Raw genomic sequence first — 22741 nt, 5'->3', positions numbered from 1 at the left:
AAGGCTGCGAGTGGATTACCTGTAGCAAGGGGAAAAGCTCCCTCGCCACAGAATTTCATCTGAAAGTCAGGTGGCCTTGGCCTTGGCCTTGCTGGCCTTGCGCGGCGCACCGCCAGCCTTGCGCTTGGACGGCTTGCGTTTGTTCTTCCACGGCGTGGCGCCTCGTCCGGCGGGGCTGGCCGGGCCGTTGATGGTCAGGCTCATGCCTTGGCAGCGGGCCACATGTTTGCTCATCCAGGCGGCTTGTCGGGTGACGAATTCCTCCAGGCTCATCTCACCGCTTTGCACCATGTCCAGTGCTTGTTCCCAGATGGCGGTGGTGCCGGGGTCGGCGATCGCCCGAGGCACCGCGTCGATCAGGCTGAAGGCCGCCGGAGTGGCGGACAGGGCCTTGCCGTTCTTCACCAGGTAGCCACGGTCGAGCAAGCCCTGGATGATCGAGGCCCGGGTCGCTTCGGTGCCAATACCGGTAGTGTCCTTGAGTTTCTGCTTGAGCAGTGGATCTTCCACCAGCTTGGCGACGTTTTTCATCGCCTTGATCAGGTCGCCTTCGGTGAACGGCTTGGGCGGCTGGGTCCACAAATCCTTTGGCGTCACCGCGTCGACGTCGCAGTCGCGGCCCTCGGCCAGCGGCGGCAGGGTTTGCGGCGTGGCGGCTTCGCGCCCTCGTGCGGGCGCCAATGCTTCGGGCAGGGCGCGTTTCCAGCCGGGCTCGACGATCTGTTTGCCCACCGCACGCAGGTCTTGCCCGCCGCAATCGAAATCGGCCTGGGTCCGGTCGTATTCATGGTGGGGCAGGAACTGCGCCAGGTAACGTGCGCGAATCAGTGTGTAGACGGCGCGTTGCTTGCCGGCGAGCTTGTCGAGGTTCTTCGCCGCCGCCGTGGGAATGATGCCGTGGTGCGCGCTGACCTTGGCGTCGTTCCAGGCCCGGGACTTGCGCTGCGGCTGCAGGTGATCGCGCAGCGGGGCAAGGCCCGGATCGGCCTGGGCGAGGACGGCCAGGATGGCGGGGGCTTCGCTGTGCTGGCTCAAGGGCAGGAATCCGCAATCGCTGCGCGGGTAAGTGATGAGCTTGTAGGTCTCATAGAGTGACTGGGCAATGTCCAGAGTTTCCTGGGCGCCGAGCCCAAGTTTCTTCGAGCAGACTTCCTGCAAAGTGCCCAGGTCGAACGGCAGCGGCGGCGCCTCGCGCAGGCGTTCGGTGCGAACCTTGGTCACTCGCGCAGTCGCGGCGTTGCCCATGGCCTGGGCGGCCTCCCGGGCCATGGCCTGGTTCAGGCAGCGCTCCTGGTCGTCGCAGGCATCCGGGTCGGCGCGCCACTGGGCGGTGAACGCCGTGCCGGCGTGGCTCAGTTGCACGTCGATGGCCCAATAGGCGACCGGTACGAAATCGGCAATGCTGCGGTCGCGATCCACTACCAGGCGCAGGGTTGGTGTCTGCACGCGGCCCACCGGCAGGACGCCTTGATAACCGGACTGGCGTCCCAACAGCGTGAACAGGCGGCTCATGTTCATGCCGATCAGCCAGTCGGCCCGGGAGCGACCGAGGGCCGAGTGATACAGGTTGAAGGTTTCCGCCCCCGGCTTGAGGGCGGCGAGGGCCTTGCGGATCGATGCTTCGTCGAGGGCTGACAGCCAGAGCCGCTGGATCGGCCCGCGATAGCGGCAATGTTCGACCAGTTCCCGGGCGATCATTTCGCCCTCGCGGTCGGCATCGGTAGCGATGACCAGTTCCTTTGCCTCTGCCAGCAGCCGCTTGACCGCTTTGTACTGGCTCGCGGTCTTCGGCTTGATCGTCATCTTCCACTGGGCCGGCACGATGGGCAGGTCGGCCAACACCCAGCGCTTGTAGCGGGCATCGTAGGCGTCGGGCGGGGCGGTCTCCAGCAAATGGCCGATGCACCAGGTCACCGTGACGTTCGCGCCCAGCCAGCAACCGTCGCCGCGACGGGTGGCACCCAGCACCGCGGCGATGTCCTTGGCCTGGGACGGTTTCTCACACAGGTACAACCGCATAACGCCTCTTCCTAAGCAGGTTTCATGGGGCGCTAGCATGGTCAGGGATTGACGCCGGGGCAAGCTTTATCTGTATGGATATACAGATAAAGACGTTGCGCGGCGTTGCAACCCCCGTTTGGCGAGGCAGCCCGGCGCCTGCATGGGCAAGCAGAATGAATTAATCGCAAGGGCATCGCTCATAACTTGCAGAGCGGTTCAAACCGCGACGCACGTTAATGGAATCAAGGAGAGTCACTTTCATGAATTCGATGCCGAAGGGCAACGGACAGGCGACCACACGTTTGATTCTCGTTGTTGAGGATGATCCGACCATCCTGGAGTTTCTCTGTGAGATCCTGGAGGACGAAGGGTTTGTCGTCGAGCCAAGGGAAAGCGCCGATTCGGCGCTGACATTCCTGGAAGAGAGCGCCGATTACGTGGACCTGCTACTGACCGACATCACCATGCCCGGTGAAATGGACGGCGCCGACCTGGCCAATCTGACCGGGGATCGTTGGCCGCAGATACCGCTGCTGATCATGTCGGGGTTCGAGACCCCGGAAAGCGCCGGGATCAAGCACCAGGCCTCGTTCATCGCCAAGCCATGGGCGCTGGGGCAGATGCTCGATCTGGTGGAGAGCACCGTGAAAAGCCATTCAGTGCACTGACCCCGGAGCGACAGGGCAGGGACCGTCCGCGCATGTTTGGGTTGCAAAGCGGCGGTTGCTGCGATGACAATGCGATTCATTATCAGTCGCGAATTATTCCATTGTCATGTCCGCCAACGATTTGTACCTACGTAGTGCCGTCAACGATCTGTATTGCGACCATCACGGCTGGCTACAAGGCTGGCTGCGCAAGCGCCTGGGTAACACGTTTGATGCGGCAGACCTGGCCCAGGATACGTTCGTTCGCGTGATCAAGGCGCGCTCGGCCCTGGATATACGCGAGCCGCGGCCCTATCTGTCGATGATCGCCAAAGGCTTGCTGGTTGACCTTTTTCGCCGCCGCTCCCTTGAGCAATCGTACCTGGAGGCGCTGGCCGCCATGCCTGAACGGCAGCAGCCGTCGCTGGAAGAGCAGGCGATCCTGTTCCAGGCCCTCATGGAAATCGATCGGCTGCTTCAAGGGCTCGGACCGCGGGTCAAGCAAGTGTTCATCCTGTCGCAATTCAACGGCCTGACGTACCCGCAGATCGCCGAGCGCCTGGACGTCAGCGTGCGCACGGTCAATAACCATATGGCCAAGGCCATGGAACACTGCTGCCTGATGCAGATCCAGTTGCAGCTTGCATGAGCCTGTCGCCCGAGCAACTGCAAGCCATTCGTGCCGCGGCGCAATGGTACGCCCGGCTTCACTCCGGTACCGCAGCTGACGCGGATCGGGCCGGATGGCGTGCCTGGTTGGCCGCGGATCCGTTGCATGATCAGGCGTGGCAACGCATGGCGGCGGTGTCTGAACAAATGGCCAGCGTGCCGGGCGCATTGGCCGCCCCCACCTTGGGCGAACTTCCTGGCCGTTCGCGACGGCAAGTGTTGCGAAGCGCCTTGTTGCTCACGACCACCGGTTGCCTGGGGTGGTTGGGCTGGCGAAGCGAGACCGCGCAGAACTTGCGTTGCGATTACCGGACCGGCATCGGCGAGCGGCGAGCGTTCCAATTGGCGGACGGCAGCACCGTACTGCTCAACACTGACACATCGATCGACGTTCGTTTCGATGGCAAACAACGCGTTGTTCGTCTGTTGTGGGGCGAGATTATCGTCACGACTGCAGTCGATCCTGCGCAGCGCCCCTTCAAGGTCATTACTGACCAAGTCGAAGTGTTGGCCTTGGGAACCCGTTTTATCGTCCGCGCCCAGGCCCAGGCCCAGGCCCAGCGTGGCGAGGTGGCGGTGCTTGAGAAGGCCGTCGAGGTCAGTTTGCGCAGTGGCGGCCCCACGACGCGGGTCGATGCCGGTAGCCAGCTGGATTTCAGCGACCGGTCGCTGGGCAGGCCAAGGGGCAACGACGTGTCGGTCGGCGCCTGGCAACGAGGCAGCATCATCGCCATCGACCGTCGATTGGATGCGTTGCTGGCAGAGCTGTCGCGCTATCGCATGGGAGTACTGCGTTGCGACCCGGCGATCGGCGATTTGAAAGTTTCCGGGGTTTTCCCCATCGACAATACCGACCTTGCCCTTGCGGCGCTCAAGAGCGGTTTCCCATTGCGGGTGACTCGATACAGCCGGTTCTGGGTTCAGGTGTCCCATAGCGGATAACCCTTGCCCCCCGTGCAATTGAAAATGTTTTGCACTTTTTGTCGGCATCGTTCGGCTCATCCCTCAGTGAATTTCTTGACTGTGGGGAGGGGACGCATGTCTCGCGTGAACGCGCCAGGTCGTCTGGCGATTGCAATGAAAATCGGGTTGTTGGCTGCTACGTCGTCCAGTGCCTGGATGGTACAGGCGAGCACGATGCCAAGCGCTTCGAGCCAGCAACGTTCGATGCAGGCTTACGAGATTGGCGCGGGTACCCTCATGGATGTGCTGACGCGCTTCGCCAGCCAGGCGGGTGTAGCACTCTCGTTCGATGCCGCACAACTCCAAGGGTTGCAGTCGCCAGGCTTGAACGGTTCCTTTGGCGTGGCCGACGGCTTCGCTCGCATCCTGGGCGATAGCGGCCTGCAAGCCGAGCCCCAGGCCAGCGGGACCTATCGGCTTCGGGCCGTGCCGTCTCGCGGTTCGGCGATGGAATTGGGAACGACCACCATTGACGGGCAACTGCTCACGGCGACCACCGAACATAGCGGCTCCTACACCACCGGAGCGGTCACCATCGGCAAAGGCGAACACGCGCTGCGCGAGACGCCGCAATCGGTCACGGTGATCACCCGCAAGATGCTCGACGACCAGAACCTGAACACCATCGATCAGGTCATGGAAAAAACGCCCGGCATCACCGTCTACGATTCGACCATGGGCGGCAAGTATTTCTATTCCCGCGGGTTCCGAATGTCGGGTCAATACCAGTACGACGGTGTTCCGCTGGACATGGGCAACAGCTATGTCCAGGCGGACAGCTTCAGCAGTGACATGGCCTATTACGATCGAGTCGAAGTCCTGCGCGGCGCCGCCGGGATGATGAAAGGTTCCGGCGGTACTTCAGGCGGGGTCAACTTTGTCCGTAAGCGAGGTTCTGCCACCCCCCAGACGGAACTGAGCCTCTCGGGCGGTACGTGGGACAATTACCGCGGGCAAGTCGATACCGCAGGGCCGTTGAATGACTCCGGCACCGTACGGGGCAGGGCAGTGATCGCTGAGCAGAGCCGGCACTATTTTTACGACGATGCCCGGCGCAAGGACCAGGTCTATTACGGCGCCCTGGACGTCGACCTGACCCCCGACACTACGCTTGGCCTGGGCGTGGCCTATGAGGACGTCGATGCGAGCCCGTGCTGGGGTGGGCTTCCACGCTACCGCAATGGCAGCGATTTGAAGCTCAGTCGTTCCACTTGCCTGGACCCATCGTGGAATACCTGGCGCAGCCAGCGGACCACAGTGTTCGGCGACCTGCGGCACCAGCTCAACGACGACTGGGCCGTGAAGCTCGCGGGGGTCTATACGAAAAATACCCAGGACATCAAATACGCCTTTGCATCGGGCTCGGTGGCACCCGGTTCCTCGACCACCAATCTGCTCGGCAGCATGTACGACTATGATCAGGTCGATTACGGTCTCGACGCCTACCTGGACGGCAAGTTCGACGCCTTCGGCCAGCGCCATGAGCTGATCTTCGGCGTCAATGCCAGTCGTTCGGACAAAGACGATTTCTACTCGGTCGCCTTGTTGCCGCAGAAGCAGAATGTATTCGATCCGGACCGGCACATTCCCGAACCGGACGACAGCTACTTCATCGAAAACTCGACGCGAGGGGGGCCGGTCAAGACTGTAACCGAGCAGCACGGCGTGTATTCGACGCTTCGCCTGAAGTTGGCGGACCCATTGACCTTCGTAGTGGGTAGCCGGGTGAGCTGGTACAGCTCCAAGAGTGACTCGGTATTTCTCACGGGGGGCACGGAACACGCCAGGAGCACCGAGACCGGCCAGGTCACGCCGTTTGCCGGTGTGTTGCTGGACCTCAACGAACACCTGACCGCCTACGCCAGCTACTCGGACATCTTTACGCCCCAAGGCAATTACCGCTCGCAAAGTGGTGCGGCGCTCAAGCCGTTAATGGGCGAGAGTTACGAACTGGGGATCAAGGGCGAATGGTTCGAGGGCCGCTTGAACACCGCTTTCAATCTGTTCCGCACTGTGCAGAAAGACCAGGCCCAGACCGACTACAACTCAAGCTGTGCGTCGTCGGATGGCTATTGCTACGAAAACGCCGGCAAGGTTCGCGCCCAGGGTTTCGAAGCCGAGATCAGCGGTGAGGTCATCGAGCGGCTGCAGTTGCTGGCCGGATACACCTACACCCAGACCAAGACCCTAGACGACATAGACACCAGCCTCAACGGTGGCTCGTTCAACAGCTACGTGCCACGCCATATGCTGCGTCTGTGGGGCGACTACGCCCTCGGCGGGGTATTGGAACGCTTCAGCGTCGGCGCCGGGGTCAATGCCCAAAGCGATAACTTCCGCGTATCGCCGGCCAGCGGCGAGAAGATCACCCAGGCCGGTTATGCCGTATGGAACGGCCGCGTTGGCTACCGCATCGATGACACCTGGTCAGTGGCGCTCAATGGCAACAATCTGCTCGATAAGCGTTACTACTCCACCGTCGGGACGGAGAGCTTCGGTAACTATTACGGTGAACCCCGCAACTTCACCGCGACGGTGAAGGCACGTTTCTGAAATCTGTGGCGAAGGACGTTCATTCCTTCGCCACACTCGAGTTCAGTTAGTGTCCAAGTCCACATTGCGGGTTTCCCGCAGGCAGATCATCCCGACCACCAGGCTCACGCCCGTGATCACCACCGGGTACCACAGCCCGTAGAAGATGTCGCCGGTATAGACCACCAGGGCAAACGATACCGTGGGCAGGAAACCGCCGAACCAGCCATTGCCGATGTGATACGGCAGTGACATCGACGTGTAGCGGATCCGGGTTGGAAACAGCTCGACCATCAGCGCCGCGAGCGGGCCGTAGCACATCGCCGAGATGATGATCAGCGCGACGATCAAGGCCACGATCATCGGCCGGTTGATCTGCTGGGCGTCGGCTTGTTGCGGATAACCGGCCAACGTTACCGCGCCGCGAAGGGCGGCTTCGTCGTAGCCTTCGAGCTTCACGTCACCGATGCTGACCTGCACGGTGCTGCCGGCCGGTGCCGCGACGCTGTTGTAGGGCAGGCCTTGCTTGACCAGGAAGGTCTTGACCTTGTCGCACGGGCTGTCGAATCGCGCCTTGCCCACTGGGTCGAACTGGAAGGTGCAGGTGGCCGGGTCGGCGATCACGCTGATCGGCGCCTGGCGGCTTGCCAGGTCGATGGCCGGGTTGGCGTAGTGGGCGAGGGTCTTGAAGATCGGGAAATACAACGCCGTCGCCAATAACAGTCCGATCATCAACACCGGTTTGCGCCCGACCTTGTCCGACAGCCAGCCGAAGAAAATGAAGAATGGCGCGCCGATCACCACGCTCACGATCAGCAGGCTATTGGCGAGGGCCGGGTCCATCTTGAGGAACTGGGTGAGGAAAAACAGCACGTAGAATTGCGCGGCATAGAAGGTCACCGCTTGCCCGGCGTTGATGCTGAACAGCGCGATCAGCACCACTTTCAGGTTTTCCCATTTGCCGAACGATTCACGGATCGGCGCCTTGCAGCACTTGCCTTCTTCTTTCATTTTCAGGAAAGCGGGCGACTCGTGCAGGCTCAGGCGAATCCAGGTGGAAATGCCCAGCAGCAGGATCGACAGCAGGAACGGAATGCGCCAGCCCCAGACCTCGAATTGATCGCCGGTGAAGTAGCGGCAACCGAGCACCACCAGCAGCGACAGCAACAGCCCGAGGGTGGCGGTGGACTGAATCCAACTGGTGTGGAAGCCGCGCTTGCCCATCGGCGCGTGCTCGGCCACATAGGTCGCGGCGCCGCCGTATTCACCGCCCAGGGCCAGGCCCTGGAGCATGCGCAGTACCACCAGGATGATCGGCGCGGCGATGCCGATGCTGGCGTAGTTGGGCAGCAGGCCGACGCAGAACGTGGCCAGGCCCATGAGCACGATCGTCGCCAGGAAGGTGTATTTACGCCCGATCATGTCCCCCAGCCGCCCGAACACCAGCGCACCGAACGGCCGCACGATGAAACCGGCGGCGAAGGCCATCAGGGCGAAAATGAACGCCGTGGTGTCGTTCACCCCGGCGAAGAACTGTTTGCTGATCACCGCCGCGAGGGCGCCATAAAGAAAAAAGTCGTACCACTCGAACACCGTCCCGAGGGACGAGGCGAAGATGACTTTCTGGGTTTCCTGGCTGGTGCCGGCGCTGCGCGTGGCTTCCAGGGGCTGAACATGTTCAGACATAGCGGTATCCCTCACAGTGATTGTTTTTGTTGTTCCACTGCGACGCCGGGTGGGGGCGTCTCCTGATTTGACACGTTCCTTTTGCTCACACATTTTTCCTTGTGGGAGCGGGCACTGCTGTTCTTCAGACCGTGGCAGGCTCCTTTTGCAGCGTGATGCTCGTCATGGCGGGCTCGAGGATCATCTGCGCCGCCTTCTCGGCAATCATCAACGTGGGCGAGCAGGTGTTGCCCGAGGTGATGCGCGGCATGATCGAGGCATCGGCGATGCGCAGGCCCTTGATGCCGTGCACGCGCAGTTGCGCATCCACCACCGCATCGCCGTCCTGGCCCATGCGGCAGGTGCCCACCGGGTGGAAAATCGTCGTGCCGATGCGGGCGGCGGCCTGGTGCAGTTCTTCTTCGGTTTGCAGGCTCGGGCCGGGCAGGTATTCCACCGGTTTGAAGGCACTTAGGGCCGGGGAGGCGACGATCCTTCGGGTCAGGCGAATGGCGTCGGCGGCGACCCGCAGGTCTTCCGGGTGGCTCAGGTAGTTGGGCTGGATCAACGGCGCTTCAGCCGGATCGGCCGAACGAATGTCCACGCGACCGCGGCTCATCGGGCGCAAATCGCACACCGAGGCGGTGAACGCCGGAAAGCTGTGCAGCGGTTCGCCGAAACGCTCCAGGGACAACGGTTGCACGTGATACTCGAGGTTGGCCGAGGTCTGTTCCGGTCCCGAGCGGGCGAACGCGCCGAGTTGGCTAGGGGCCATGGACAGCGGGCCACTGCGGTCATACAGGTAGCGCAGGCCCATGCCCATCTTGCCCAGCAGCGTGCCGGCGATCTGGTTCAGGGTGCGGGCGTTTTCCAGTTGATAGATCAGCCGCAGTTGCAGGTGATCCTGCAGGTTGCCGCCCACGCCCGGCAACTCGTGCGCCACGCCGATACCCAAGCGTTGCAGCAGGCTGCGCGGGCCAATCCCGGAACGCTGCAAGATGCCTGGCGAACCAACGGCTCCGGCGCACAAGACGATTTCCTTGCGGGCCTTGAAGCTCATTGTCTTACCTTGCCAGCGAGCGCTGACGGCGTCGGCGCGGTCATCACGCAACAGCACACGGTCCACTTCGACGTCGGTCATTACCGTCAGGTTGGAGCGATTGCGAATCGGCTTGAGGAAGGCCTTTGCCGCGTTCCAGCGCACCCCGGCCTTCTGGTTGACCTGAAAATAGCCGCAGCCTTCGTTGTCGCCACCGTTGAAGTCGTCGATGCTGGGGATGCCGCTCTGCTCGGCGGCGGTGCGGAAGGCATCAAGGATCGGCCATGACAGGCGCTGGCGTTCGACCCGCCATTCGCCGGCCGCGCCATGGAGTTCGGAGTCCCCCGCGAAGTGGTTTTCGCTCTGCCTGAACAGCGGCAGCACGTCGCTCCAGGCCCAGCCGCAATTGCCTTCGGCCGCCCAGCCATCATAGTCCGCAGCTTGGCCGCGCATGTAGATCATGCCGTTGATCGACGAGCAGCCACCCAATACCTTGCCGCGCGGATAGCTCAGGGCACGCCCTTGCAGGCCCGGTTGTGCCTCGGTCTTGAAGCACCAGTCGGTGCGCGGGTTGCCGATGCAGAACAGATAGCCGACCGGAATGTGAATCCACGGGTAGTTGTCGCGCCCGCCGGCTTCGAGCAGCAGCACCCGGTGTTGCGGGTTGGCCGAAAGCCGATTGGCCAGCAAGCACCCGGCAGGGCCGGCGCCCACGATCACGTAATCGTATTCATCGACGACAGGTTGCATTCGCGACCTCATTTCTTGTTTTTGTGAGATCCATCCTAGTTGTTAGTTTTCGTCAAAAGAATGTTAGTTTTTGCGCAGCTGCTGTGCGTTTATAAACACCACTGCCGTCAGGCGCGTTCAAGGATCGCCCCATGTTCGATTGGAATGACCTGCGCTATTTCCTGGAATTGCAACGCAGCGGGCGTCTATTGACGGCTGCACGGCGGCTGAACACCACACATGCCACGGTGGCCCGGCACATCGAGGCCATCGAGAAAAGCCTCGGCACCGCGCTGTTCGTCCAGCATGCCCAGGGCTATGAGCTGACCCCAGCCGGCGAGACGCTGCTCAAGCATGCCGAGGCCATGGAAAACGTCGCGCTGCTGGCCCAGGAGGACATCACCCAATCCAGCGCACCCTTGGGGAAGATCCGACTGGGGGTAACGGAAGGGCTGGGCATCATGTTCCTGGCCAGTCGCATGGACGGGTTGTTCCAGCGCTATCCGGGGCTGGAGGTAGAGCTGGTGGCGGTGCCGCGATTCGTCAGCATCCTCAACCGCGAAGCGGAAATCAGCATTCACCTCGAACGCCCGGCTGCCGACCTGCTGGTGACGCGCAAGCTCACCGACTACAGCCTGGCGCTCTATGCGAGCCCGGCCTACCTGGACCGCTCACCCCCCTTGCGCAGCCGCGAAGACCTGGCCCGTCATGCCTGGATCGGCTACGTCGATGACCTGTTGTTCAGCCAGGAGCTGATGTTCCTGAACAGTTTTTGCCGCAAGCCCCGTGTCGTGTTCCACAGCACCAGCGTCATCGCCCAGCAACAGGCCGCGCGCTCGGGCCTGGGGATCGCCGTGCTGCCGTGCTACATGGCCAGCGGCGACCCGACGCTGGTACCGCTGTTGCCAGACGAAACCATCTGCCGCAGCTACTGGATCAGCACCCGTCGCGAACTGCATAAATCGGTTCGGCTGCGCGTGCTGTGGGATTACGTTGTGCATTTGTGCGAGCGCGAGCAGGGGTTGTTGCAGCCCTGATTGTGCATGGGAAAGGTGTCCGCCGAAGTCCCCTTTTATGGCCCGCAATGACCTCAAGCCAGAACGCTGGGGTGCCTTAGTGTGGAAGCAGTCAGGCCCACAATAAGAAAGCACTGCCAGAGGGTCCCATGCCGTTACCCAAGCGTTCTTTGCATCCTGCCATTTCCATCGTGCTGCTTGCCCTGTTGGCAGGTTGCGATGACGCACCCGTGCCATCCACACCCACCGCGATGCCCAGCGATGCGTCGCTGGCCCGTATCTACGACAGCAGTTGCAAGCTCTGTCACGCCAACCCTGCCGCCGGAGCGCCATTGACTGGCGATACCAATGCCTGGGCCCCGCGCCTGGCCCAAGGCACCGAGACCCTGCTCGATCATGCGATCAACGGCTACAACGGCATGCCACCGATGGGCCTGTGCATGCACTGTTCCGAAGAGCAGTTCCTGGCCCTGATCGCTTTTATGTCCGGACAACGGTTCCAATAATCAAACGGGGGTTCTTCGGCATGAGGATGGATTACTCGCGGCGTCGACTACTGCAACAGTCTGGCGTTGTCGCGGCCTTTACCGCGCTGGCCAGCCAAGGCGCCCTGGCCGAATTGATGCGCGCCCCGCGACTGATTCCGTGGCGCAATTGGTCGGGCGCCCAGAGTTGCCTGCCGGCCGCGCGCCTTGCCCCCCAGGATCTGGACGAACTGGTGCAAGTGGTACGACGCGCCGCAGGCCGGATCCGCCCGGTGGGGGCCGGTCATTCCTTCAGCGCCTTGGTGCCCACGGATGGGACCTTGCTCTCATTGAGTTTTTTCAGCGGCTTGCTGGATCACGACGCGGCCAGCCTGCAGGCCGAGTTCGGCGGTGGTACACCGATGTCGCGCATGGGGCCTGCGCTCCAAGCCGTCGGCCAGGCGCTGCCGAACATGGCCGACGTCGATTACCAGACCCTGGCCGGTGCCATCGCCACCTCGACCCACGGTACGGGCAAGGCGTTTGGCTCCTATTCGTCCCAAGTCGTCGGCCTGCAACTGGTCACGGCCACTGGCGAGGTGCTCGATTGTGATGCCAGGCAGCATCCCGAAGTACTCAATGCCGGCCGTGTCTCCCTGGGAGCCCTGGGACTGATAACCCGCGTGCGCCTGCAAAACCGCCCGGCCTATCGATTGCGCGAGCGCCAGTGGGTGGCCAAGACCGAAGAACTGCTCGAGGACGTGGAGGCCAATACTCGCGACAATCAGCATTGGGAAATGCAGGTGGTGACCCATTCGGACTACGCATTGTCGATCACCTTGAACGAAACGACCGACCCTGCCACGCCGCCAATCAGCCCCGAGGAGGAGGGGGGCAACGAGTTCGTCAGCGTGATCGAAAATCTCGACAAGTATGGCAGTGACTTTCCAGCGACCCGCCGAGCCTTGCTCAACAGCCTGCGCTGGGTGGCTGATTTCGATGACCGGGTCGGCGACTCCCACGACATCTACGCCAACGCCCGTACCGTGCGCTTCAACGAGATGGAATACTCGGTGCCGACCGACCAGGGCCCGGCATGCCTGCGGGAAATTCTTGCGCTGATACGCGACAAGAACCTGCGCACCTGGTTTCCCATCGAGTACCGCTACGTGAAGGCCGATGACATCCCCTTGAGCATGTTCGAAGGCCGCGACAGCTGCGCCATCTCCGTGCACCAGCATTACCAGATGGACCACCACAATTTCTTCGCCGCCATCGAACCGATTTTCTGGAAATACCAGGGGCGCCCGCACTGGGGCAAGTTGCACTCGCTCAATGCCCGGTCACTGCAGATGCTGTACCCGCGCTGGGATGAGTTTGCCCGGGTGCGCCAGGCCCTGGACCCGGGTGGCAAGTTTCTCAACGGGCATCTTTCGACGATCCTGGGGGTGAGCTGATGGGCTTCAATCGTCGTGGTTTCCTGGCGGGAACGCTGGGCGCCGGGGTGGTGCTGGCGGGCGCCGGCGCCTGGTTGCGACCGCGGGACCAGGGCGCGCCGTACAGCGAATATTTTCGCCAGCTCAACCGGGAGCTCAAGGCCCATGGCCCGATGCGCCCGGTGATGGTCATCGACCTGGATCGACTCGATTACAACATCGATGTGGTGAAGGCCTTCGTCAAACGTGCCGGCAAGCAACTGAGGCTGGTGGAGAAATCCTTGCCTGCGCCCGGCCTGCTGAATTACATCGCCCAGCGTGCCGAGACCCGGCGTTTGATGTCGTTCCACCAGCCGTTTCTCAACCATGACGCAATGCAGTTTCCCCAGGCCGATATCCTGTTGGGCAAACCCCTGCCGGTGCGTTCCGCCGAGCTGTTCTACACGCAGCATAAAGGCCCGTTCGACCCGGCGCGTCAGTTGCAATGGCTGCTCGACACGCCTGAGCGACTGGAGCAGTACCGGGCTCTGGCCCAAGGGCTGGGCATTGGCATGCGGGTCAATCTGGAACTGGACGTCGGCCTGCATCGGGGCGGGATCGCTGACGATGCGAGCCTGGACGCGATGCTCAAGTCGATACGCGCCCACCCGGCCCAACTGGAGTTTGCCGGGTTCATGGGTTACGACCCCTTCGTTGGAATGGGCGTGCCGGACATCGTCGCAACGCCGCAAACGCTGTTGGCACGGGTCATGGCGATCTACCGCGCGCGTGTGGATTTCGTGCGCTTGCGCTATCCCGATCTCTGGCGCCGCGGCCTGACGCTCAACACCGCCGGCAGCCCCAGCTATCGCATTCACGAACAGGAAAACCTGAGCACCGAGGTGTCGGTGGGCACGGCCATGCTCAAGCCCAGCCACTACGATTTGCCTTCGTTGAGCGAACACGTGCCGGCGGCCTATATCGCGACCCCGGTGTTGAAACGCACCGGGGCAGTGAACATCCCGGCGCTGGACGACACGTCGCGGATTTTTTCCTGGTGGGACGTGAATCAGCGCGAGACTTTTTTCATCTACGGCGGCAACTGGATGGCCGACTTCGAATCACCGTCTGGCTTGCAGGCCAACGACCTGTATGGACGCAGCTCCAATCAGGAAATGATCAACGGCTCCGCGGCTGTCGGGCTGGCACTGGAGGACCAGGTGTTCCTGCGGCCGACCCAGACCGAATCGGTGTTGCTGCAATTTGGTGACTTGCTGGCGGTGCGGGCGGGGAGGATTGTCGAGAGCTGGCCGGTGTATAGCTGAATCCAGCTGGTCGAGAGCGCGTCTTTGTGGCGAGGGGATTTATCCCCGCTGGGGCGCGAAGCGGCCCCAAATGCCGACAATCCGGTAGGTCAGTCAGATTGAGTTGCTTCTAGGGGGCTGCTGCGCAGCCCAGCGGGGATAAATCCCCTCGCCACAATGGGAGCTTTTAGAACGCAAACGGAATACTGATCTTCGCCCAGAGCATCTCGCCTTCGGGGCGGTTCTCCACGTCGAATTCCTTGGCCCAGCGGATCTCCGCGCTAGCGTATTCGAGAAAGGTCACGTGCAGCGCCGGGCCGATGGCGAACACCTCGCCGCGCACGCCATCGTCTACGTCCTGCCCGGCGAATTGCACGGTGCGGCCGTACTGTTTGTCGTCGGTGGTCTGTTTCAGGTAGTAGCCATTGAGGCCCAGCGTCACGTTATCGGTCAGCCGGTAGCTGGCGGAATAATCGAAGTGGAAAATCTGCCCCGAGCGGTAATCGGTGTCCTTGTTTTCGCGGTTGAAGCTGTAGGTGGTCTTCATCGACAGCTCGGTGTTGTCCGTGGGCAGCCAGGTGAAGGAAAACAGCGGTTTGTAGGTGTAGAAATTATTGCTGGTGTTGGCTAGTCGATCGGCATCGTATTCACCGGTTGGCACGGTGATTTCCACCGCGGCGGCCAGCGTCAGGTTCCTGCCCATGTCCCAGAGGATGATGGGCGAAATGGTGGTGTCGCCCATGCTTTCACGCGTATCACTCAGGCCGAAAGCCGCGACTTCCTGCTTGAGCCAGGGCCGGGCGACATAGATGCCCAGTCGCCCGCCGGCCACGCGTAGCGGGCTCAGGTAGTCGATGCGCGGAATCACCGCCGTGGATTCGATTTCGACGTCCGGCACTTCGCCGCCCAACGAGCTGATGTTCAGCTTCCGGCTCTTGTAGTGGTTGTAGTAGAGGTTGAAGGCGACCATGTGGTCCGGAAGGCTATCGACTTCCAGCGGTAGCACATAGAAGCCATCGGTGCCGGTGCCGATGTTGTCGACGCCGGTTTCGGTGGCCAGGACCGGCAAGGCGTTGGCGCAAGCAAGGCCCAGGATCAGTTGCAGGTTGAATCGCGTGCGGATCGGGTTCATGGAAGGGCTCGTTATTATTGTTGGAAACGCACTAGGGGTCCGAGCCATAGAAATAAGCCGTTCGCCGCCGACAGGGCAGGGTATTGGCGGCCATTGAGGGGACTTGCGCGGCCATATTCCGGTCTCCCTCTATTCACCGGCCCATGCTAACGTCTAGAAACAGACTGTTACAAAGCGCTCTCCTATCCGCCCTGGAATCCGTCCATGCAGATGAAAGTCACCGACCCCACTTTTGAGCTGGCACTGGTATCGCCTTTCCTGCTGCAGACGCTGGTCGAAGTGGTGGCGGATAAAGGTTTCGATGCGGCGATCCTGTGTCGCGGCCTGGGGTTCGGCCTCGATGACCTGCAAGACCCGACCCATCGCATCTCCCATCGCCAGGCTGTGGTCATGATCCAACGGGCGCTCAAGTTGTTACCCGATCAAGGGCTGGGATTGTGGGTCGGCGACCGCAACGTGTTGGGCACACTGGGTTTGCTGGGACACGTATTGTCGCTCTGCGAGACCTTGCGCGACGTCTTCGCCCTGGGGGTTCGTTATCAGCGCACTACCGGCGGCATCGCGCAGATCAGCGCCGAAGAGGTCGGCGACCGGATCAAGGTCGAGGCGACATGCCAACTGCCCTTTGCCGAGGTGCAGGTGTTTGCGGTCGAAGAGTTCTTCGCCAGTGTGTTGGTCTACGGCCGGGCGCTGGCAGGCCCGGACTTCAAGCCGCAGGCCGTGGAATTCATCCACGCCGCGCCGCCCTATGCGGGCGAATATCAGCGGATCCTGGGGCCCGCCGTGCGTTTTGGTTGTCGAAGCAACCGCATGCTGATCGATGCCTGTTGGCTGGATATGCGCCTGCAGAGTCACCACCCGCTGGCCCTGCGCCAGGCTTTGGCCTTGCTGGAACTGGAGGCCGCCGAGGTCCACCAGAAAATCGATCTGATCCAGGCGGTGGAACGGGCAATAGCCCGGGACCTGGCCCGTGGCAGCCATATCGATAAAATCGCCTGTGACCTCAACATGAGCAGCCGTACCCTGCGTCGTCGCCTGACCGAACACAACCTGACCTTCGAAGCCTTGCTCGAACAAGTCCGGCGTGGCCGAACCCTGAGCCTGCTGGCCAATCTCGAACTGTCCATCGAGCGCATCACCGAAGAAGTCGGCTACAGCGACGTGCGCAGTTTCCGCCGGGCGTTCCGCCGCTGGACCGGCATGAGCCCGAGCGCGTTTCGCAATGAAGACGCCGAGGCCCGGCTTTAAGGGTGTCTCTTCGCCACGATGAGTTATGCAGCCCCAACCTGTGAACTGACTGGCGGCGCTTGTCAGAAAAAACCGACAGGAGTACAAATGTACTCCATGACGACTCTCACTCCCCGCCGTACCGCCATCCTGACCTTTATCCGCGAACGCATCGCCGAGCAGGGGCAGCCTCCCAGCCTCGCAGAAATCAGCGAGGCGTTTGGTTTCGCCTCTCGCAGCGTGGCTCGCAAGCATGTGCTGGCGCTGACCGAGGCCGGTTTCATCGAGGTCAATCCGCACCAGGCCCGAGGCATTCGGCTGTTGAACCAGCCACCGCGCCCCGAGCTGCTGTACGTACCGGTACTGGGGCGGGTGGCTGCCGGCCGGCCGATTGGCGCCGATGCCGAGGTCCACAACCGCCTGTTGCTGGACCCTGCGATTTTCACCAAGGCGCCGGATTACCTGTTGCGCGTCCAAGGCGATTCGATGATCGAGGACGGTATTCTCGACGGCGATCTAGTGGGCGTCCAACGTACGCCCCAGGCCGCCAACGGGCAGATCGTCGTGGCGCGCCTGGACGGTGAAGTGACCATCAAGCGTTTCGAGCGAGTCGGCGAACGCGTGCGCCTGTTGCCGCGCAACCCGGCCTATCAGCCGATCATCGTCGAAGCCGACCAGGACCTGGCGATAGAAGGCGTGTTCTGTGGCCTGGTGAGGCAAGGCTGATGGGTGCCGTCGTTGCGCTGGACACGCTGTTCAATGGCGGCCAGGTCTGGAAGGGCCGGCCTGCGCCTCCGGCCGCCAGTCCACAGCCCACCGGCCATGCAGCGCTGGACGCGGCATTGCCCAGTGGCGGCTGGCCGGACGCGGCGTTGACGGAAATCCTCATCGGCGCGCCGGGCGTGGGCGAGTTGCAATTGGTGTGGCCGACCCTGGCGCGGTTGTCGGCGGCGGGGGAGCGGATCGTGCTGGTGGCGCCGCCGTTCGTGCCCTTTCCCCAGGCCTGGCGAAACGCCGGGGTGGACTTGCGTCAATTGTCGATCATCCAGGCCGATCCACGGGAAGCCTTGTGGGCCACCGAGCAATGCCTGCGTTCGGGCAGTTGCGGCGCGGTGTTGTGCTGGCCGCGCCAGGCGGATGACCGGGCCTTGCGCCGTTTGCAGGTTGCCGCGGAAACCGGCCAGACCCTGGCGTTCGCCTGGCGCTCGCTCCAGGAAGCCATCAACCCGTCCCCGGCGGCCTTGCGCATCGCCCTCGATGCCCGGCCTGCGCAATTGCGGGTGCTCAAGTCCCGGGGCGGGCTGGCGCGTTCGGCGCCGATAGCGTTTCCCGCGTTCGCAGGGCATTGAGGTTGCGATGCGCTGGGTCTGTATCCTCTTCCCGCAATTGGCGCTGGACGCCGCGCTGCGCCAGCGCCCCGATCCCGACGAGCCCCTGGCGCTGCTGACCGGTCCGGCCCAGCGCCGGGTGCTGCAAGCGGTCAACGAACCGGCCCGCGCCCTGGGCCTGCGCCCCGGCCAGAGCATGACCGCCGCCCAGGCCTTGAGCAAAGGTTTCGCCACCGCCGAGTACGACGCGACGCAAATCCAATACTGGCAACAATTCCTCGCGGCCTGGGCCTACCGCTTCAGCTCCCAGGTCAGCGTGCATTACCCGCGCACGGTGCTGTTCGAGATCGAATCGAGCCTGGGGCTGTTTGGGCCGTGGCCGGTATTCGAGGCGCGTTTGCGGGCCGAACTGACTGAACTGGGCTTTCGCCATCGCATCGTCGCCGCCCCCAATCCCGTGGCGGCGCGGATGCTGGCCAATGCCTACGACGCCTTGGTGGTGCCCGATAACGAGACCTTGCAAGCGTACCTGGGGCAAATGCCAGTGGACCGGGTCGGCCTGGCACCCGAGGTTGCCACGGCCTTGTCGCGCATGGGCCTTCGCCAGCTCAGCCAAGTCCAGGCCTTGCCCCGGCACACCCTGGCGCGGCGTTTCGAAGCCGAGATGCTCAAGCACCTCGACGCGCTGGTGGGCAGCCGTACCCTGGCGCTGTCGTTCTACCTGCCCCCGGACCGTTTCGATGTGCGCATTGAACTCAACTACGACGTGCAGTCCCACCAGGCATTGCTCTTTCCGCTGCGCCGGTTGACCGGCGATCTTTCAACCTACCTGTGCGGACGCGACAGTGGCGTGCAGCGTTTTGACTTGCATCTGGAGCACGCCGGCTTGCCGGAAACGGTCATCAAGGTCGGCCTGCTCGGCGCCGAGCGGGATGCTTCGATGTTGTTCGAGCTGGCCCGTGGCCGTCTCGAACAGGTGCAGGTCGAGGCGCCCGTGCGCGGTTTTCGCTTGTGTGCCGAAGACCTGCCGAGCTTCGTGCCCCAGCGCCTGGAATTGTTCGATGAACGTCCCCAGCAGTCCTTGCCGTGGGAGCAACTGCGCGAACGGCTGCGGGCGCGCCTGGGGGATGAGGCCGTACAAGGGCTGGGGTTTGGCGACGACCACCGGCCCGAATGCGCTTGGCAGTTGAAACCCCAGCCGCAACAACAGACGTGTCCGCTGCGCGATGATATCCAGCGTCCCGGCTGGCTGCTCGGCGAGCCCCAGGCGTTGCTCGAAGGCCAGGCGACAATCCTCATGGGCCCGGAGCGCATCGAATCCGGCTGGTGGGACGGAGCTGATGTACGCCGTGATTACTACCTGATCGAAACCCGCGCCGGACAACGCGGCTGGGCTTATCGGCCGGTGGGCGAGGGCGGGCCGTTGTGGCTGCAAGGCTGGTTCGCATGAATGTCGAATATGCGGAGCTGCATTGCCTGTCGAACTTCAGTTTCCAGCGCGGCGCCTCCAGTGCGTTGGAACTGTGCCGTCGCGCCAGGCAGCAGGGCTATCGGGCCCTGGCGATCACCGATGAATGCACCCTGGCCGGCATCGTCCGGGCCTGGCAGGCGGCCAGGGAACTGGGGCTGCAACTGATCGTCGGCAGCGAGATCCAGGTCGAGGACGGTCCGAAGCTGGTGCTGTTGGTGGAGAACCTTGAGGGCTACCAGGCCTTGTGCCGACTGATCACCCGCGCCCGGCGCCGCAGCGAGAAAGGCCGTTATCGCATCGTCCGGGAAGACTTCGACGAACCGCTGCCTGGGCTGCTGGCGCTGTGGGTGCCCGATGGCAAGGAGCCCGAGGCGCAAGGGCGCTGGCTCCAACAGGTGTTCAACGCAAGACTCTGGTTGTCCGTGCAGCTGCATTGCGGGCAAGACGATCGACGGCGGCTGGCGGACTTGCTCGCATTGGCCGAACGCTTGGGTCTTCCGGCCGTCGCCACGGGTGATGTGCACATGCATGTGCGGGGTCGCCGCGCCTTGCAGGACACCATGACCGCCATCCGCCACCACGTCACCGTCGCCGAGGCCGGCCAGCGCTTGCACCCCAACGGCGAACGCCATTTGCGCAGCCTTGAGGCCCTGGCCGATCTCTATCCTCGCGCCTTGCTGGATGAAACCCTGGTGATCGCCCGGCGCTGCACGTTCGACCTCGGTCAGTTGCGCTATGAATACCCCCGCGAGCTGGTGCCCGAGGGCCACGATCCGGCGTCCTGGCTGCGGGAACTGACCGAGCGTGGTTTGCGTGAGAGCTGGAAGGAGGGCGTGACTAAAAAGGTGCGCGTGCAGATCGACAAGGAATTGGAACTGATTGCCGAACTGGGCTACGACAGTTATTTCCTTACCGTGCAGGACATCGTCAGTTTTGCCCGCAGCCGCCACATTCTTTGCCAGGGCCGGGGCTCGGCAGCCAACTCGGCGGTGTGCTACGCCTTGGGCATTACCGAAATCAACCCGGACCAGACGGACATGCTGTTTGAACGCTTCCTGTCCCGCGAGCGCAATGAGCCGCCGGACATCGACGTCGATTTCGAACACGAGCGTCGCGAAGAGGTCCTCCAGTACGTGTTCCAGCGCTACGGTCGGCATCGCGCGGCGTTGACGGCGGTGGTCAGCAGCTACCACGGTGCCGGGGCGGTACGCGATGTGGCAAAGGCCCTGGGCCTGCCGCCGGACCAAGTCAATGCGCTGGCCGATTGCTGCGGGCGCTGGAGCGATGAAGCGCCGCCGCTGGAGCGTTTGCGCGAGGGCGGCTTCGACCCTGAAAGCCCGGTGTTGCGCCGGGTGCTGAGCCTGACCCAGCAACTGATCGGCTTCCCCCGGCACTTGTCCCAGCACCCCGGCGGCTTCGTGATTTCCCAGCAACCTCTCGACACCCTGGTGCCGGTGGAAAACGCCGCGATGGCCGAGCGCACCATCATCCAGTGGGACAAGGACGACCTCGATGCGGTCGGGCTGCTCAAGGTGGACATCCTGGCCCTGGGCATGCTCAGCGCGATCCGCCGTTGCTTCGACCTGATCGCGCATTACCGGGGCGTGCGCCATACCCTGGCGTCGTTGCCCAAGGATGATCGGGCCACCTTCGAGATGATCAGCCGCGCCGATACCATCGGTGTGTTTCAGATCGAATCCCGGGCGCAGATGGCAATGTTGCCCAGGCTCAAGCCCAAGAAATACTACGACCTGGTGATCGAGGTGGCGATCGTGCGGCCGGGACCGATCCAGGGCGGGATGGTGCACCCTTACCTGCGGCGACGGAATGGGGAAGAGAAGATCACTTATCCTTCGCCGGAATTGAAAGAAGTGCTGGGCCGTACCTTGGGCATTCCGCTGTTCCAGGAACAGGTCATGCAGATCGCCATCGTCGCCGCCGGCTACAGCCCGGGAGAAGCGGACCAGTTGCGCCGGTCGATGGCCGCCTGGAAGCGTCACGGCGGGCTTGAACCGCACAAGAAAAGATTGGCAGACGGCATGGAGGCCAAGGGCTACAAACCGGAATATGCCGCGCAGCTCTTCGAGCAGATCAAGGGCTTTGGCAATTACGGTTTTCCTGAGTCCCACGCCGCCAGTTTTGCCTTGCTGACCTACGCCAGCAGTTGGCTCAAATGCCACGAGCCGGCGGCGTTCGCCTGTGCCCTGATCAACAGTTGGCCCATGGGTTTCTACAGCCCGGACCAGATCCTCCAGGATGCCCGCCGGCATCAATTGCAGATCCATCCGGTGGACGTGCGAGCCAGTGATTGGGAATGCAGCCTGGAACCGATGGAAGGCCGGCAACCGGCGATTCGCATGGGTTTTCGCCTGATCAAGGGGTTTCGCGAGGACGATGCCCGGCGTATCGAGGCGGCACGCAGGCAGCGGCTTTTCATCGATGTAGCCGACCTGGGTGAGCGCGCGCGACTCGATGCCCGTGCCCTGGAACAACTGGCGGACGCCGACGCTTTGCGTGGCCTGGCCGGCGACCGCCATCGCGCCCGCTGGGAAATCGCCGGGGTGGAAAAACAGCTGGGCCTGTTCGCAGGGCTGCCCAGCCCGGAGGAACCGCCCGTGGCCTTGCCAACGCCCACGGTGGGAGAAAACCTGTTCGCCGACTACGCCACCGTGGGCACGACGTTGGGGCCTCATCCGTTGGCGCTGCTGCGTTCCGAGTTGCGTGCCCGGCGCTGCCGCAGCTCGCGGGAACTGCAGGCTGTCGAACATGGCCGCAACGTCAGCGTTGCCGGGCTGGTCACCGGTCGCCAACGCCCGGGCACGGCCAGCGGCGTGACCTTTGTCACTTTGGAAGACGAATTCGGCAATCTCAACGTGGTGGTCTGGCGTGATTTGGCCGAACGCCAGCGCAAGGTCCTGGTAGGGTCGCAATTGCTCAGGGTGGATGGGCGCTGGGAGAGTGTCGGCGAGGTCCGCCACCTGATCGCCGGGCGCCTGAGCGACCTGAGCGAGTTGCTGGCGGGCATCCATGTGCGCAGTCGGGATTTCCGCTGAGACCCTGTCCATGAAACCAATTGCCAACCTCGCGCTCGAAGCACTAGCACAAGGGACTTGTGGTATGCCGCTTCCCTGCTGGTAGC

The 22741-nt window shown here is 62.9% G+C and carries 17 protein-coding genes; 13 read left to right on the top strand and 4 right to left on the bottom strand.

The features are described from left to right. Positions 1-66: 66 nt before the first annotated feature. Positions 67-2019 carry a DNA topoisomerase III gene (locus J3P79_RS16545; RefSeq protein WP_434604257.1) on the bottom strand — a complete coding sequence of 651 codons (1953 nt, stop codon included), beginning with the start codon at positions 2017-2019 and terminating at the stop codon, positions 67-69. 242 nt (positions 2020-2261) lie between these two features. On the opposite strand from J3P79_RS16545, the gene J3P79_RS16540 reads away from it, so the two are divergent. The 4 genes from J3P79_RS16540 (at position 2262) to J3P79_RS16525 (ending at position 6833) form a co-directional block, all read left to right on the top strand. Then, positions 2262-2669, top strand: coding sequence for a response regulator (locus J3P79_RS16540; protein ID WP_434604255.1), 408 nt, complete (start codon positions 2262-2264; stop codon positions 2667-2669). A 106-nt stretch (positions 2670-2775) separates the two neighbouring features. Further along, entirely contained in the window at positions 2776-3297 is a 522-nt protein-coding gene (locus tag J3P79_RS16535; RefSeq protein ID WP_434604253.1) for a sigma-70 family RNA polymerase sigma factor, read from the top strand. After that, positions 3294-4259 (top strand): FecR domain-containing protein, encoded by a 966-nt coding sequence (locus J3P79_RS16530; RefSeq protein WP_434604251.1) that lies wholly within the window; start codon positions 3294-3296, stop codon positions 4257-4259. Before J3P79_RS16535 ends, J3P79_RS16530 begins: the two co-directional genes overlap by 4 nt. Before the next feature lie 96 nt (positions 4260-4355). Further along, complete coding sequence (locus J3P79_RS16525; RefSeq protein WP_434604249.1) at positions 4356-6833, top strand: TonB-dependent siderophore receptor; 2478 nt, start codon at positions 4356-4358, stop codon at positions 6831-6833. Between the two features lie 42 nt (positions 6834-6875). On the opposite strand, the gene J3P79_RS16520 is transcribed toward J3P79_RS16525, so the two are convergent. After that, entirely contained in the window at positions 6876-8498 is a 1623-nt protein-coding gene (locus tag J3P79_RS16520) for an MFS transporter (RefSeq protein ID WP_434604247.1), read from the bottom strand. Positions 8499-8622: 124 nt separating this feature from the next. Continuing rightward, positions 8623-10266: a GMC family oxidoreductase gene (locus tag J3P79_RS16515; RefSeq protein ID WP_434604245.1), complete on the bottom strand. Its 1644-nt coding sequence runs from the start codon at positions 10264-10266 to the stop codon at positions 8623-8625. Positions 10267-10397: 131 nt separating this feature from the next. Between J3P79_RS16515 and J3P79_RS16510 the strand changes: the two genes are divergently transcribed. The 4 genes from J3P79_RS16510 to J3P79_RS16495 all read left to right on the top strand — a co-directional run bounded on the left by J3P79_RS16510 (position 10398) and on the right by J3P79_RS16495 (position 14465). Continuing rightward, a complete protein-coding gene (locus J3P79_RS16510) occupies positions 10398-11282 on the top strand; it encodes a LysR family transcriptional regulator (protein WP_434604243.1) in 885 nt (294 codons plus the stop codon). Positions 11283-11410: 128 nt separating this feature from the next. Further along, positions 11411-11767 carry a c-type cytochrome gene (locus tag J3P79_RS16505; RefSeq protein WP_434604241.1) on the top strand — a complete coding sequence of 119 codons (357 nt, stop codon included), beginning with the start codon at positions 11411-11413 and terminating at the stop codon, positions 11765-11767. Between the two features lie 116 nt (positions 11768-11883). Further along, on the top strand, positions 11884-13182 hold the full coding sequence (locus J3P79_RS16500; protein ID WP_434611517.1) for a D-arabinono-1,4-lactone oxidase: 1299 nt from the start codon (positions 11884-11886) through the stop codon (positions 13180-13182). A 74-nt stretch (positions 13183-13256) separates the two neighbouring features. Continuing rightward, positions 13257-14465, top strand: a complete 1209-nt coding sequence (locus J3P79_RS16495; protein ID WP_434611515.1) for a DSD1 family PLP-dependent enzyme — start codon at positions 13257-13259, stop codon at positions 14463-14465. A 166-nt stretch (positions 14466-14631) separates the two neighbouring features. Here the strand turns inward: J3P79_RS16495 and J3P79_RS16490 are convergent, their stop codons facing one another. Then, on the bottom strand, positions 14632-15576 hold the full coding sequence (locus J3P79_RS16490) for a SphA family protein (protein ID WP_434604239.1): 945 nt from the start codon (positions 15574-15576) through the stop codon (positions 14632-14634). A 204-nt stretch (positions 15577-15780) separates the two neighbouring features. Between J3P79_RS16490 and J3P79_RS16485 the strand changes: the two genes are divergently transcribed. The 5 genes from J3P79_RS16485 (at position 15781) to J3P79_RS16465 (ending at position 22655) form a co-directional block, all read left to right on the top strand. Then, entirely contained in the window at positions 15781-16824 is a 1044-nt protein-coding gene (locus J3P79_RS16485) for an AraC family transcriptional regulator (protein WP_434604237.1), read from the top strand. 87 nt (positions 16825-16911) lie between these two features. Beyond that, positions 16912-17529: a transcriptional repressor LexA gene (lexA, locus tag J3P79_RS16480; RefSeq protein WP_434604235.1), complete on the top strand. Its 618-nt coding sequence runs from the start codon at positions 16912-16914 to the stop codon at positions 17527-17529. Continuing rightward, on the top strand, positions 17529-18152 hold the full coding sequence (gene imuA / locus J3P79_RS16475) for a translesion DNA synthesis-associated protein ImuA (protein ID WP_434604233.1): 624 nt from the start codon (positions 17529-17531) through the stop codon (positions 18150-18152). The genes lexA and imuA overlap by 1 nt, the downstream gene beginning before the upstream one ends. A gap of 7 nt (positions 18153-18159) precedes the next feature. Beyond that, complete coding sequence (locus tag J3P79_RS16470; protein ID WP_434604231.1) at positions 18160-19581, top strand: Y-family DNA polymerase; 1422 nt, start codon at positions 18160-18162, stop codon at positions 19579-19581. Next, positions 19557-22655 carry an error-prone DNA polymerase gene (locus J3P79_RS16465; RefSeq protein WP_434604229.1) on the top strand — a complete coding sequence of 1033 codons (3099 nt, stop codon included), beginning with the start codon at positions 19557-19559 and terminating at the stop codon, positions 22653-22655. Before J3P79_RS16470 ends, J3P79_RS16465 begins: the two co-directional genes overlap by 25 nt. The last annotated feature ends 86 nt before the right edge of the window (positions 22656-22741 follow it).

Source organism: Pseudomonas sp. R1-7 (assembly GCF_051132105.1).
In the GTDB taxonomy this organism is placed as follows: Bacteria; Pseudomonadota; Gammaproteobacteria; order Pseudomonadales; family Pseudomonadaceae; genus Aquipseudomonas.
The sequence above is the reverse complement of the archived record's forward strand: the minus strand, read 5'-3'. Positions and strand labels throughout refer to the sequence as shown.

Bases quoted from the DNA above. Each gene is read 5' to 3' on its own strand.
- J3P79_RS16525 (WP_434604249.1), top strand. From the start codon at position 4,356: ATGTCTCGCGTGAACGCGCCAGGTCGTCTGGCGATTGCAATGAAAATC.
- J3P79_RS16470 (WP_434604231.1), top strand. From the start codon at position 18,160: ATGCGCTGGGTCTGTATCCTCTTCCCGCAATTGGCGCTGGACGCCGCG.
- J3P79_RS16530 (WP_434604251.1), top strand. From the start codon at position 3,294: ATGAGCCTGTCGCCCGAGCAACTGCAAGCCATTCGTGCCGCGGCGCAA.
- imuA (WP_434604233.1), top strand. From the start codon at position 17,529: ATGGGTGCCGTCGTTGCGCTGGACACGCTGTTCAATGGCGGCCAGGTC.
- J3P79_RS16510 (WP_434604243.1), top strand. From the start codon at position 10,398: ATGTTCGATTGGAATGACCTGCGCTATTTCCTGGAATTGCAACGCAGC.
- lexA (WP_434604235.1), top strand. From the start codon at position 16,912: ATGTACTCCATGACGACTCTCACTCCCCGCCGTACCGCCATCCTGACC.
- J3P79_RS16515 (WP_434604245.1), bottom strand. From the start codon at position 10,266: ATGCAACCTGTCGTCGATGAATACGATTACGTGATCGTGGGCGCCGGC.
- J3P79_RS16545 (WP_434604257.1), bottom strand. From the start codon at position 2,019: ATGCGGTTGTACCTGTGTGAGAAACCGTCCCAGGCCAAGGACATCGCC.
- J3P79_RS16490 (WP_434604239.1), bottom strand. From the start codon at position 15,576: ATGAACCCGATCCGCACGCGATTCAACCTGCAACTGATCCTGGGCCTT.
- J3P79_RS16500 (WP_434611517.1), top strand. From the start codon at position 11,884: ATGCGCGCCCCGCGACTGATTCCGTGGCGCAATTGGTCGGGCGCCCAG.
- J3P79_RS16540 (WP_434604255.1), top strand. From the start codon at position 2,262: ATGAATTCGATGCCGAAGGGCAACGGACAGGCGACCACACGTTTGATT.
- J3P79_RS16485 (WP_434604237.1), top strand. From the start codon at position 15,781: ATGCAGATGAAAGTCACCGACCCCACTTTTGAGCTGGCACTGGTATCG.
- J3P79_RS16505 (WP_434604241.1), top strand. From the start codon at position 11,411: ATGCCGTTACCCAAGCGTTCTTTGCATCCTGCCATTTCCATCGTGCTG.
- J3P79_RS16535 (WP_434604253.1), top strand. From the start codon at position 2,776: ATGTCCGCCAACGATTTGTACCTACGTAGTGCCGTCAACGATCTGTAT.
- J3P79_RS16520 (WP_434604247.1), bottom strand. From the start codon at position 8,498: ATGTCTGAACATGTTCAGCCCCTGGAAGCCACGCGCAGCGCCGGCACC.